6 protein-coding genes and 2 tRNA genes are annotated in these 13388 nt (G+C 57.5%); 4 read left to right on the top strand and 4 right to left on the bottom strand.

The genetic code is table 11. The features are described from left to right. Positions 1–73: 73 nt before the first annotated feature. The 3 genes from XX99_RS13520 to XX99_RS13505 all read right to left on the bottom strand — a co-directional run bounded on the left by XX99_RS13520 (position 74) and on the right by XX99_RS13505 (position 4980). A tRNA-Leu gene (locus XX99_RS13520) sits at positions 74–160 on the bottom strand. Positions 161–664: 504 nt separating this feature from the next. Next, positions 665–3808 carry an efflux RND transporter permease subunit gene (locus tag XX99_RS13510; RefSeq protein ID WP_050059896.1) on the bottom strand — a complete coding sequence of 1048 codons (3144 nt, stop codon included), beginning with the start codon at positions 3806–3808 and terminating at the stop codon, positions 665–667. A gap of 86 nt (positions 3809–3894) precedes the next feature. Next, complete coding sequence (locus XX99_RS13505) at positions 3895–4980, bottom strand: efflux RND transporter periplasmic adaptor subunit (RefSeq protein WP_050059895.1); 1086 nt, start codon at positions 4978–4980, stop codon at positions 3895–3897. Between the two features lie 622 nt (positions 4981–5602). On the opposite strand from XX99_RS13505, the gene XX99_RS13500 reads away from it, so the two are divergent. The 3 genes from XX99_RS13500 to XX99_RS13490 all read left to right on the top strand — a co-directional run bounded on the left by XX99_RS13500 (position 5603) and on the right by XX99_RS13490 (position 11397). Next, positions 5603–5680, top strand: a tRNA-Glu gene (locus XX99_RS13500). A gap of 899 nt (positions 5681–6579) precedes the next feature. Then, positions 6580–10761: an Ig-like domain repeat protein gene (locus XX99_RS13495; protein WP_184085329.1), complete on the top strand. Its 4182-nt coding sequence runs from the start codon at positions 6580–6582 to the stop codon at positions 10759–10761. Positions 10762–10770: 9 nt separating this feature from the next. Further along, positions 10771–11397, top strand: a complete 627-nt coding sequence (locus XX99_RS13490) for a hypothetical protein (RefSeq protein WP_156185971.1) — start codon at positions 10771–10773, stop codon at positions 11395–11397. A 128-nt stretch (positions 11398–11525) separates the two neighbouring features. Here the strand turns inward: XX99_RS13490 and XX99_RS13485 are convergent, their stop codons facing one another. Further along, on the bottom strand, positions 11526–12239 hold the full coding sequence (locus tag XX99_RS13485; protein WP_050059892.1) for a M24 family metallopeptidase: 714 nt from the start codon (positions 12237–12239) through the stop codon (positions 11526–11528). A gap of 97 nt (positions 12240–12336) precedes the next feature. Here XX99_RS13485 and XX99_RS13480 point away from each other — a divergent pair, with 97 nt between their 5' ends. After that, a complete protein-coding gene (locus XX99_RS13480) occupies positions 12337–13377 on the top strand; it encodes a thioredoxin family protein (protein ID WP_050059891.1) in 1041 nt (346 codons plus the stop codon). Positions 13378–13388: the final 11 nt, after the last annotated feature.

The raw sequence follows: 13388 nt of genomic DNA, 5'->3' as shown, positions 1-13388 counted from the left end.
AACCAACAGCCACCAATGAAAAATGACCTCTCGCATTGAGGGATCATTTTTTGATCTAAACCCTTTAGTTTATTGGTGCCGGGAGGGGGGGTCGAACCCCCACGAGGTTGCCCTCGGCGGATTTTGAGTCCGCTGCGTCTGCCAGTTCCGCCATCCCGGCTTTGCACTGCTTGTGCAATTGCTTGAGCCGTTTCGTACTTCCTCATCACATCTTGAGCGAGGGCTCTAAAAAGTTCAATCCCATCTTGTGGCGATTATGCTCGAGGCCACATCAGTATCGCATAATCGTTGCGACGGCTTCCAGTCCGGTCCCTCTCTTCTAAGGCCTGCGTTCCCTAGCCATCTTTGGACAATCTTGCGAGACGGTTTTGTACTGCATCGTTTCTAGATGAGTGCGGGGTCAATGCCCGCGTCCTGGTTATCGATCCTCGGACGCGTGAAGGCCCGAAAGCGCAAAGAAGAAAGCGCTACCTATACGACACCCATCAATAACTCGATGCGCACTTGACCGGCTTTCTCCAGGCCTACGATTTCACGCGGGGGCTCTAGGCCCTGGAGGCACTCGCGCGCGCCTACGAGTATCTTTGCGAACTCTGGACTCAGACGCCGGATAGATTTCCTCTCAACCTCATCCACCGACTGCCGGAGCGAAGCAGCCACTCCGCTAGCTCGCCGTTTCCACTGTAGCCGGTGCGGGTGGGTGTCCCTTCTTCTTGGAAAAGAGTCCCAGCAAGGTTTGCAAAATGACGTAGAGCGCCGGGATGAAGAAGAGGTTGAGCACCGTTGAAAGCAGCATGCCGCCTACGATCGTGGTTCCGACCGATCTGCGGCCGAGCGCTCCTGCTCCGGTTGCAAAGTATAGAGGCATAACGCCGAGGATGAAGGCAAAGGAGGTCATGAGGATGGGGCGAAGCCGAAGTTCCGCGGCTTCGATGGCGGCGTCGACGATGGACTTTCCCTGTGCGCGTATCTGTTCGGCGAACTCGACGATAAGGATAGAGTTCTTCGCCGAGAGACCGATGAGCATTACCAGACCGATCTGGCAGTAGACATCGTTCGCCATGCCGCGCATGGAAACCGCGCCGAGCGCGCCGAGCACGGCCATGGGAACGGCAAGCAGAATGATGAATGGCAACGCGAAGCTTTCATATTGTGCTGACAAGGTCAGATAGACGACGAGCAATCCGAGTCCGAAGATGATGATTGCTTTGCCGCTCGACTCGATCTCTTCGAGCGAGAGTCCGGTCCAGGAATACGTCATGCCCTGGATCATCGTTTTCTTCGCCAGATTCTCCATCTCTCGCAGGCCCTCGCTCGAGCTGTAGCCGGGAGCCGCGGCCCCATCGATCTCCGCAGAGCGGAAGAGATTGTAGTGAGAGATGACCTGCGGCCCGGAGGATTGTTCTATCGATACCAGATTGTCGAGTGAGACCATCTGTCCGCCATCTGTACGCACATAGAACTTACGCAGATCTCCCGGCGTCATGCGGCTCGATTGGTCGGCTTGAACGTAGACGCGATACGAGCGGTTGTTGAAATCGAAGTCGTTCACATACTGCGAACCCATGAAGACACTCAGCGTCGAGCTGATCTGACTGAGCGAAGCGCCCATAGCCTTGGCCTTTTCGCGGTCGATGGAGACAAGCAGCTGCGGATCGTTCGACGTATAGCTGGTGTAGAGGTTGACCAGTCCCTTGTCCTGCCGGCTGGCTCCGATGATCTGATGCGCCACGCGATCCAGATCTCCGAGCGTATTGCGGCCAAGATCCTGAAGCTCGAACTGGAAACCGCCGAATGTTCCCAGGCCTTGAATGGCGGGCGGCTCAAAAACGGCAACGGTTGCTCCAGGAACGGCAAACAGCTTTGGCGAGAGAGTAGCGAGCACATCCGAGGCCGCATGCCCTGGCCCTTTCTTCGATCGCAGGTCGACAGCTTTAAGCGGAATGAAGATGAGGCCGTAATTGGATGCGCTACCGCCGCTCAAGCTGAATCCCATGATGGCAAAGGTTCCGAAGACATCATCATCTTGGGTAATGACCTTGACGGCGCGCGACGCCACTTCACTGGTGTAGCTGAGCGAGGCTCCTTGAGGCGCCTGGACAATGCACATCAGATAATTCTGATCTTCCGAGGGGACGAAGGCAGTGGGCACGCGCTGATACAGATAAACGGTGGCGTATAGTCCCGCGACAAAGACCAGCAGCACCAGATACCGGACTCGCAGCACATGATGGGTGATGCGCCCGTAGAGCTGCGTGCTCTTATGGATGCTGCGATCGATGACTCCTAAGAGCCCGCGCTTGGTTTTCTCGCCACGCAGGAAGAGAGCGGAAAGCGCAGGAGAAAGCGTGAGCGCGTTGAACGCGGAGATGGCGATGGCGAAGGCGATGGTCAGAGCGAACTGGCGATAGAGAATTCCTGTTGTACCGGGAAAGAACGACACAGGCACGAAGACCGAGATCAGCACGAGAGATGTGGCGATAACGGCGCTGGTCACCTCGGACATGGCGACAGAGGTGGCCGTGTGCGGGTCTGAGTGCTCGGCGTTGATGTGTCGTTGCACGTTCTCGATCACCACGATGGCGTCGTCGACAACGAGGCCTGTCGCCAGCGTTATGCCGAACATGGTGAGCGAATTGATGGAGAATCCGAAGGCCTTGATGAAAGCGAAGGTGCCGACGAGCGATACAGGAATGGTGATGGCCGGGATGATCGTCGCACGCCAATCCAAAAGAAAAAGGAAGATGACGATGATCACGATCACGATGGCTTCACCGAGGGTTTGCACCACTTCGCGGATGGAGTCGCCGACAACGGTGGTGGTATCGAACGGGATTACATACTGAAGTCCCGGGGGGAACGATTTCGCCAGCTCATCCAGCCCTGCTTTCGCTTCGCGGTCGACCTCGAGCGCATTGGCGTTGCTCAACTGCTGCACGCCGAAGCCTACGCCTTCGAGACCGTTGTAGCGCAAATCCGTGGAATAGGTCTCAGCGCCTAATTCGGCGTGGCCCACATCCTTGATCTGGACGATGCCCGAAGTCGTGTTCTTAACGATGATGTTGTCGAACTGTTTCGGGTCGGTGAGCCGGCCGACGACGCGAACTGCGATTTGGTAAGCCTGATGTTCATCCGACGGAGGTTGGCCTACCTGGCCGGCGGGGATCTCTACATTTTGCTCGGCCAATGCGCTGGTTACATCGGAAGCGGTGAGAGAACGCGCTGCCAGCTTCGCTGGGTCGAGCCAGATACGCATTGCGTATTTGCGCTCACCGAAGATGACCACGTCGCCGACGCCGGGAATGCGCTTCAGCGCGTCCTTAATATAGACATCGAGATAATTGCTGATGAAGAGGTCGCTATATTTTCCGCCCGGAGCGATCAAGGCCGCGCCAAACACGAAGTTGGAGTTGGCCTTGCTGATGGTGATGCCGGTGCTGGTGACCGCCTGCGGCAGGCGACCCTGCGCTGAAGCTACGCGATTCTGTACGTCGACCGCGGCGATGTTCAGATCGTAGCCGGTGCGGAACGTCGTCGTAATGGTGCTGGTGCCGTCGTTCGAGCTGGTCGAATTGATGTAGTGCATTCCTTCGACGCCGTTGATCTGCTCTTCGAGTGGAATGGTGACCGCGGATTCAACCACCTGCGCGTTCGCGCCTACATAATTGCTGCTCACCACCACCTGCGGCGGAGCGAGCTGCGGATAAAGCGAAATCGGCAGGGTGGGAATGCAAACGGCGCCCGCGAGAACAATCAGCAGAGCGCATACGGTCGCAAATACTGGCCGGTGGATGAAAAAATCTACCAAGAAGAGCCTACCTATCTAGATGTTCCTGACGGTCTCATGTTGATGCTGTAACGGGATGAGAATGCGCTCCGGGACAGCAGATTCGCTTAGCCCAAAGGCTGCACAGGCATGCCGTCGACCAAAAACTGGGTGCCTGAAACGATGACTTTATCTCCGTTGCGCAGACCGCCCAAAACCGCGTAGTTGTTCCCCACCGGATCGCCCAGCTTCACGGGGAGCTGCTGCGCGAAATACTTTCCGCCCTTATCCTGGGCCACGTATACAAAGGCCTGGCCGCCGAGCCGGGTAACCGCGAGCACCGGCACAACGGGAGTTGGATTCGTGCTCCACACCACACGCGCTTTCACCAGCTGTGCGGTTCGCAGCATTGCCTGATCCGAATGAACGGGAGCCTTTACGAGAATTCCTTGCAGCTGGTTGTCCACCTGGGGAGAGATGAAATCGATCTTCGTGTGCTCGAGGAGCTGCTCGTTGTTGTCGAGAATGTCGACCGCGAGCCCGCTGCGCACCAGAGAGCCGCGCTCCGTAGGAATATAGATATAGGCTTCGAGGTCGCGATTCTCGTCGACGGTGGTCAGCATTGTGGTGGCCGAGACGTAATCGCCCACGTGCACCGGTATATCCCCGACAATGCCGTCGAAGGGCGCGGAGATGCTGTAGTAGCCAAGCTGCTTCTCTTGTGTGACTCGCGAAGCGATCGACGACTCGTAATCGGCCTTGGAGTTGGCAAAGGCTTGTTCGGCCTGGTCGAGTGTGTCGCGGCTGGTCACTCCCGCGGCAAAGAGCTTACGCTGGCGCTCAACTTCCGTCTGGTTGTATTGGTAGACGGCCAGCTTCTGCTGTTCGGTGGCAGCCTGCGACTGTACGGTAGCTTTTTGCCTGGCCGGGTCAATCTCCATGAGTGTCTGGCCGGTCTTCACCCGATCGCCCGAGTGAACCAGGATCTCCGTGAGGTTGCCATCCACCTGGGGATTCAACGTGGCCGAGCGGCGAGACTTGATGGTGGCGACGTATTCATCCGACGTGGCAACTGGAGAAGAGGTCACGGTAAGGGTTTGAACGGGCAGCGCATGAAACGCGGCCTGGGTCGCCGGCTTCGCCTCCCGGCATGCCGTGATTGCCAGGGAAAGAGCCAATGGGATTAAGGCAATGCAGATGCGTAACGGTCTCATCAAAAAAATCCTTAGATTTAAGCCTTCCGGTGAATATCCCGGTTCTGGTATTTGCGTCTGCTTACAATTTCATCCGCCGACTCAAGTGGCAAGCGAGCGATGTCGCTACGATTCCCGGAAACTTGCGACGACGGGTTTCCCCTGCCGCTCGATTTCGGATGCCCGGTTTCGCGACCTATGTTGTTGTCGCTCTTCGAATCTTCCGATTGATTCCAGAACAGTCGATCGATTTTAGGCAATCCCGGCCAGATTGCATGGCAACCCAGTTCCCATACTGATTCACCGTCAAGGCGAAGGCTTCACGAAATGTTTCAAATGAGATAGGCTTCACGATCGATCCAGCGCCGTGACCGAGAAATACGCCCTACGGGCTCTTATTTTCAGGAAATTTCCCCGGCTCCTGTCGCAGGCCAACATGCTAACTGAAAGATACGAAAGCGTGCCATCTGAAGTTCCGGCTGGGCATGGGACAGATGGCGAGACGAGAAACCAAGGTAATTCTAGGTTGGGAGTCGAGCGTTCGACGCGACGTCCGGGTTTTGACACCGTCCGCTCCAATTGATACATTCAAGATGGCTCTTGCCGTGCGTGCGTGCGTGCTTTTTCCCGCCTCGCATCTCGCGTCCCCGTCGTCTAGCCCGGCCTAGGACACCGCCCTTTCACGGCGATAACACGGGTTCGAATCCCGTCGGGGACGCCAAATACATCAACAACTTCAAATCTTATTGCCGGCTGAAACGGCTTCGTGTGGTGATGGAATCCACTGGGGCAATCCACTGGGGCCAGGAGTGAATCAGTTCTCCGCCACCGGCTCGCTGCCTTCCTGATCGGCGAGGGGAGAGCTTGGACGATGCCTGGAGCCTAAAACGTTCGTGTTGGTGGAACCTGTATTCCGCGGATGGCGCTGGAGTAAAGGAAAGTACGGCTCGGCAGAGCCTATATAAGCGTTGTCTTGGAAGGTACGCAGGAACTAAATGCACTTATAGCATTCCTCTACCTATTCACAGCCCGAACAACAGACTCGATAGGATCAATATCAGTTAAGCGAACTAAGCAGACTGTAAGGTCTGGCTATTGAAGATCCCAAGTTCCGCTGTAGCTCTCTGTCGAAATTCGCTGGGAAAGTACAGCCATTTTGGCGTTCTACATTTAGATACTTTGAGCCTTCAAGAAATCTGGAGCGCCTTGATATAGCCCAACGGATTAGGTCCACGTTGGAGTTAGTCGGACCCGAGATCAGGCTGGTGGAATGTGGGTCGATCTCTTAGCTTGCCTTCGAATGGTTACTGTCAGTGACCAGTTTTCCGTGCCGAAAGAAAAGAAACTTTTAATGTGCAGCGCCGGCAATAGGGCCAATTCTTGCACTGCACTCCGCGTACAGGCCAGGCCAACTTACTAAGCCCTAAGCTTTAGGATCATAGTTTGTGTCGCTTTGCAATAGCTCTTGCTGGAGATTGCCGACAATCTTGAGTAACAACGATGATTACTTCGGGCACTATCACCTTGGCTATAGCACTGGATTGTCGTCATCTGCCCCAACTCGCAGATGTTGGTGTCGAACCGCCAAGTCAACCTCGCATTGCCAAAGGATTAATCCGCATGCAAAACTCACTTAACCTCCTCCGCCACCGGCTCTCTGCACGGCGACTGTCAGCGCTTCGTCTTGCGTTGGCCTGCTTGCTTGTGCTGGGTGGAACGCGGCCCGTATGGGCTATCTTTACCGTCAAATCCAATGGCGTAGTCAGCACGCTGGGAACAGGAAGCTCAACGCTGGGCACTCCTGCCGGCATCGTCACTGATTTCTATGGGAACGTTTATGTTGCCGACACCACCGATAGCCAGATTATCAAAATTGCGCCCGATGGAGTAACCGCGAGCGTTCTTTCGATCACCGGACTTAGCCCGGCGTTGAACGCGCCCAAGGGGCTGGCCATCGACTCGGCCGGCAACTTGTATATCGCGGACACGGGCAATTCCCGCATCGTCAAGGTTTCGATCAGCGGCGCGGCCTCGGTCATTGCGACGCCGACCATCACGCTGAATGCTCCGCAGGGTGTCGCCATCGATATCTCGGGCAACATCTACATCTCGAACACCGGGAACAACCAGATCGTGAAGGTGCCTTCGGACGGAAGCAACGCCTCGGCCGATCTGACCGGCTCGCTGGCCAGCCCGAGCGGCATTGCCGTCGATCCATTGGGCAACCTGTATGTCGCTGATACCGGGAACAGCCGGGTGGTGAAAATCAATGCCACTTCGCCGTTTTCGAGCGGCAGCATCAATGCGACCGTTACCACAGCGGCTGGCGTTGCGCTTAATGCTCCCAGCGGCGTTTACATCGGCAACAACGGCATTCTCTACATCGCCGATACCAGCACCACCGAAGGCGGCCATCCCACTCCAGGCCGCGTTGTCATTGTCGACTCGCAGGGGAATGCCGAAGAGTTGCTGACCGGGTACCCGGTGTTCAACTCGCCGCTGGCCCTAGCCGTGAACGCCATGGGCAATATTTTCGTGGTCGATAACGGCGGCACATCGAATGCCGGTCGCGTGCAGTCCTTCCAGAGCTACACCATCGATACCTCCGACACCTTTACCTCTTCCGTGAACTTTGGCCATGTGCAGCTCGGTTCTGCCGGAACTTCCATCACTATTCCCATCTCGGTCAGCTCGGACACCACGCTGAGCGCGATCAACGTTTACACCTCCGGCACGCAGAATCTCGACTTCACCATCGCCAACGACAGTACCTGCGCCGCGGCCACGACCAACACCGATTGCACCGTCGATGTCACCTTCGCGCCGACCGCTGCCGGCCTGCGCCGGGGCACGCTGGTCCTGAGCTACACCTCCACCGACTTCCCCCCGGGCTCGCTGACCATTCCCATCTTCGGCTCCGCGGATGCACCGATCGCAGCCCTTTCGCCTGGCGTCGCCTCGGTCTTGAGTGTCGGCACCGCGACGGTTACCGATCCCTTCCAGGAAGCGGTAGACGGAGCCGGAAACATTTACGTCACCAGCTATAGCAGCAACAAGGTCCTCGCTATTCCCGCCGGCGGAGGTTCCGGAACGATCGTCAACACCGGCAGCTTCACGCCTTCTCAGCCCACCGGTGTCGCTGTCGATGCCTCCGGGAATCTCTTCATCGCGGATTACGGCAATGCCCGCATTATCGAGGTAGCAACTAACGGAACCGCTTCGCTGTTCACGATCAGCGGTCTGAGCACGGGCATCAGCTTTCCCACCGCGCTGGCCTTTGACGCGGCCGGAAACCTCTATATTACCGACTACGGCAATGGTCGCATCGTCGAGGTCAATCCCTATGGACAGGGCACGGTGCTCTCGACCGGCAGCTTCACCTTCAGCTCGATCGACATCACCGGCACGGCCGTGGATGCAATCGGCAATGTCTACATCGCAGACCGCAACAACAACCAGATCGTGAAAGTTGACCCTCTGGGCAACGCAACTCTCCTGAATCTGCCTTCCCTCACCCTCAACGATCCGCAGGGCGTCGCAGTTGACCCTAGCGGCAACGTCTACGTCATGGATTCCGGCAATGAGCGCATCATCCAGACAACGACCTCCGGAGCTGTTTCCGTGATGGCGTTCTCTGGCGTCACCATCGGTCCCACCATCTTCGGCATCACGCCCGATTCCAACGGCAACATCCTGGTTGGTGACTGGAACAACGGTCGCCTGGTCAAGATCAATGTTGGCCAGGCGGCGCTGACCTTCGCTGACACGAACACCCGGAGCACCAGCTCGGACAGCCCCAAGACGGCGACGGTGACCAACCTGGGTGACCAGCCGCTGGTCTTCTCTGCCAATTCGGTCTTTCCGGCCGATTTCTCCGAAAATATGGGAGACCCGAACCCCTGCATTTCCGGCACGTCGCTCTCCGCCGGAACCGACTGCGATGTGGCAATCAAGTTCACGCCGCTGACAGCAGGCAGCTTGAGCGAAACTGTCACTGTCACCGATAACACCCTCAACGTGGCCAGCTCGACGCAGCAGATCGCAGTAAGCGGAACCGGCATTAATGCCGGCGACACCACCTCGACCACTCTCTCGATCTCGCCTAACACGGCCAGCTACGGGCTGCCGTTAACCCTTACCGCTCTGGTCGCGGATACTACGACCGGGCAGAGCGCCACCAAGCCCACCGGCTCGGTGACCTTCACCGATATGGTCGGCTCGACCGTTACCCAGCTGAATAACGGTGCTGCCGTCACTCTCGATGCGACGGGCAAGGCCGTGCTGTCGAACGTTGTGCTCAGCACTCCGGGTGCGCACATCATCACTGCGACCTACGACGGAGTGAGCAGCACCTTCCTTGCAAGTAACGGCACTGCCAGCATCACCGTGAGCCAGGCTTCGGTTACGGTGGCCGGTCCTTCTTCTGCCGTCACTCTCACTCCGGGCCACGCCGGTTCTGTCGCCATCACGGTGACGGGAGCCAACACGTCAGCCCCCAGCGTTCCTAGCGGAAGCGTCAGCTATACCATCACAAACTCTTCCAACACCGTGGTTGGTTCGGGAACAGCGATCCTGACCGCGGGCGCCGGTAACGCAACAGCCTCCGTGCCTCTCGCGAGCACACTGGCTTCGGGAACCTACACCATCACGCTGACCTACTCCGGGGACGCCAACTACGCCTCCGGCACGGCAACCGTGACGGTCCACGTAGCCCAGATCACTCCCACCATCACCTGGAGCGCCTCCGGTGCTTCCATTACCTTTGGCACGAACCTGGCCGCATTGCTCAATGCCACTGCGAGTAATAACGGCACAGCGGTCCCGGGCACCTTCACCTACACGGCAACCCTCGCCGGGGGCTCGGCCGTCGCGGTGAACGCTTCGACGGTGCTGGTTGCGGGCATGTACACCTTGACCGCAACCTTCACTCCAACCGATACCACTACCTACTCCACTACGTCCGCAACGGCTTCGCTGGCTGTCTCGATGGCCTCCGCGAATACGTCGCTCACCGCATCCGCCAACCCGATTCTGGCTACGGCATCCGTAACCTTTACGGCGACAGAAGCCTCGACGGCCGGTACGCCGACCGGCGCCATCGGCTTCTACGATGGCACCACGCTTCTGGGCACGGTCGCTCTCTCGCAGGGGCAGGCTTCGTTCACGACGACGGCTCTCGCCACCGGCAGCCAGCCCATAACCGCGTCCTACTCCGGCGACAGCAACTTCGCCGCCAATACCAGCCCGATCGTCACCGAGGTTGTCCAGGACTTCACCCTGTCAACCCAAGGGGGAACATCGTCCGGTTCTGGCTCTACCCCCTCGGCGACCGTCGAACCTGGGGGAACAGCTACCTTCCAGCTCTCATTTGGTCCCACCGCTGGCACTGTCTTTCCGGCGCCGGTTACGTTGTCGGTGAGCGGACTGCCTCCCGGAGCGACCGCAACTCTTACCCCGCAGACGCTCCCTGCCGGCTCGGCATTGACCTCTGTGACTCTGACCATTCAGACCGCGCCGCAGAGCGCTTCGCTTGGCCGTGATCTGCGGCTGGGTGCACCGGTCCTGGCGCTCATATTCCTGCCCTTCGCGGGAAGCCTGCGGCGCAATGGCAAAAAGCTGCAGCGGCTGAGCTTCCTGCTGATGATCCTGGTGGGCGGCGCAGCGGCCATGGCTGGAATCTCGGGCTGCGGCTCGAATAACTCCGGCTTCCTGGGACAGGCAAACCAGAGCTACACCGTAGTGATTACGGCGACCTCCGGCAACCTGTCTCATTCCACTTCCGTAACGCTGAATGTCCAATAAGGAGCGCAAATGTCAGTCAGGTTTTTCAGAAACATGCTGCTCCTGAGCGGAGCATTCTCCATGGGCCTGTTCGCACAGGCCCAGCAACAGCAACCGGTATCCAGTCATCCGGCAGATATCGATCTAGCCATCACGTATGTAGCCGAAAGAGCCAAGATCGTGAACACTGACTGCGGCTGTTTCTGGCTGCAGGGTGGAAGCGGAAACTTCGCTTTTAACTTCTTCCACGGCCTGGGGGTGGCTGGAGATTTATCCGGTGATCATTCGGCTGACATCGCAAGCGGAGTGGCTCTGGACAAGGTAATGTTTGCCGCGGGCCCTCGTTATACTTTCAGCCCCGGCAGTTGGTCGAAGCATCACCTGGGCGCCAGCCGCGAGCTGTCGTTCTTTGGTGAAGCCCTCTTTGGAGGCGTGCACGGCTTCAACGGCGTCTTTCCTTCTTCTTCCGGCGTGCAGGGTGCAGCCAGTTCCTTCGCCATGCAGTTCGGTGGAGGTGTGAACCTCAGGATGACGCACACCTTTGGCATTCGTGCTATTGAAGCAGACTACGTTCGCTCCACACTCCCCAACAGCGGCAACGATACGCAAAACGATCTGCGGCTCGGCGCTGGTGCCTACTTCCACTTCGGGCGATAAGTCCGGCTCCCTTCTATGGGTTGGCCCAGATTGTGCACCGGCCCATAGAACTCAAGTTCGGCAAACGCGGTAACGCTGGACCGAATCCCCTCAGAAACGCCAAATAAAACATCAGAATTAGTACATTTTCAGTCTACAGTCAGCAGCTCTTCAAAAAAGCCTCCGATCTGGCGCTCGCGGTCGATGAAATGAATCTCCAGGATCCAGTGCCTTCGCTGGCCGCTCTCGCTGGTCGAACGCATGCGCAGGTTGCTCTTCGGGTGGACGTAGAGGGTCACTTTATCCTCTGCAATTCGCTCGTGAGGAAAGTGGCCTATTAGATGTCCGGCGATCGGTCCGCCAAACTCCCAGCCGTATTTTTCTGCGAGGGAGACGGCATGCTCATAGAGCTGGCTCGCGGTAATGTCCGGGTGTTGCCAGAAGTAGCGTTTCCCATCCGCAAACGCCTTGGCGACGTCGTCGCGCATCTTCAGCTTGGCAGGATCTGATCCGATCACAAAAGTTCGGCCAAAATCCGCCTCATACTCTTCGAAGACAGGGCCGAGGTCCAGAAAGAGAATCTCATCTGCTCTGATGACGTGATCTGGCGGATTGTCGTCGTAGGGCAGCAGCGTATTGGCTCCGGCGCGAACCATTCGCTTGTGCCAGTACGTCGAGATGCCGTACATCTCCTTCGCGAGATCGTAAACCTCCCGGTTTAGCTGGCTTTCCGCGATACCAGAGCGGATCAAGCCGCGCGTTTCGACCTGGTCAAAGAGCTGCTTCGCTTTCTCCTGTGCGATGCGAAGCTCTGTAACCTTTCGCTCTTCTGAGCTATCTACTATACGAGTGTGGTCTGCCATGTGGACTTGGCTCATTATAGAGAGTGTGCCCAATGGAGGGGCAGAACGCCAGATGCCGATTCCTTCCCGCGTAAGGTTTATGAGATCGTCCGTAGTCATGGCCGTTGCTGCGGTTCTGATCAGCCTGGCGCTCGGTTCTTCTCTCTCCGAAGCGCAGGAGCCGCCGAGCATCGTCGGGAGCTCTCCGCTGCCTGGGCTCGCGGGCGCCACAGATTGGATCAACTCCAAGCCGCTGACGGCGAAGGAACTCAAGGGCAAGGTTGTCCTCGTCGATTTCTGGGACTATTCCTGCATCAATTGCATTCGCGCAATCCCTTACATCCGCGCGTGGGCGGATAAGTACAAGGACAGCGGGCTGGTGGTAATCGGAGTTCACACGCCTGAGTTCGACGTTGAAAAGCAATTGCCGAATGTCCAGAAAGCGGTGCAGAAGTTTGGCATCACGTATCCAGTCGCACTGGATAACAACTACGCGATCTGGAATGCGTTTCACAATCAATATTGGCCTGCCCACTACTTCATCGATGCCAAGGGCAAGGTTCGCTACGAACATTTCGGAGAAGGCGAATATGACCAATCCGAGCGATGGATACAGGAGCTTCTGAAAGAAGCAAACGCCAAGCAGATGCCGGCGAGCCTGGTGAGTGTGCATGGGCAGGGAGCCCAGGCCGCCGCGGACATGAGCGATGTCCGGTCTCCTGAAACCTACATTGGCTACTCGCGCGCCCAGCATTTTGTATCTCCAGGCGGCATCAAGCGCGATGCGGAGCAGCTCTATATTGCGCCGAGTCATCTTCAGCTAAACGATTGGGGGTTGACCGGCGACTGGCTCGATCATGGGCAAGTAGCTGTGCTTCGATCTCCCGGAGGAAAGATCCTCTTCCGCTTCCATGCCCGTGATCTGCATCTGGTACTGGGTCCGAGTGCTGACGGCAAGCCCATCCGCTTCCGAGTGACAATCGACGGACAGGCTCCAGGAGAAAACCACGGGGACGATACGGATGCGCAGGGAAATGGTGTGGTGAAAGATCACCGTTTATATCAATTGGTAAGACAAAAGGGCTCCATCACAGACCATACGTTTGCGATCGAGTTTGAAGATCCGGGAGTACAGGCGTTTTCATTTACCTTCGGATAAGTGAGGACACA

This window comes from Silvibacterium bohemicum (assembly GCF_001006305.1).
Classification (GTDB): domain Bacteria; phylum Acidobacteriota; class Terriglobia; order Terriglobales; family Acidobacteriaceae; genus Silvibacterium; species Silvibacterium bohemicum.
This window is presented reverse-complemented; position numbering and strand designations above follow the sequence as displayed.

Coding starts and splice junctions, on each gene's coding strand:
- XX99_RS13505 (WP_050059895.1), bottom strand. CDS start 4,980: ATGAGACCGTTACGCATCTGCATTGCCTTAATCCCATTGGCTCTTTCC.
- XX99_RS13495 (WP_184085329.1), top strand. CDS start 6,580: ATGCAAAACTCACTTAACCTCCTCCGCCACCGGCTCTCTGCACGGCGA.
- XX99_RS13490 (WP_156185971.1), top strand. CDS start 10,771: ATGTCAGTCAGGTTTTTCAGAAACATGCTGCTCCTGAGCGGAGCATTC.
- XX99_RS13485 (WP_050059892.1), bottom strand. CDS start 12,239: ATGGCAGACCACACTCGTATAGTAGATAGCTCAGAAGAGCGAAAGGTT.
- XX99_RS13480 (WP_050059891.1), top strand. CDS start 12,337: ATGGCCGTTGCTGCGGTTCTGATCAGCCTGGCGCTCGGTTCTTCTCTC.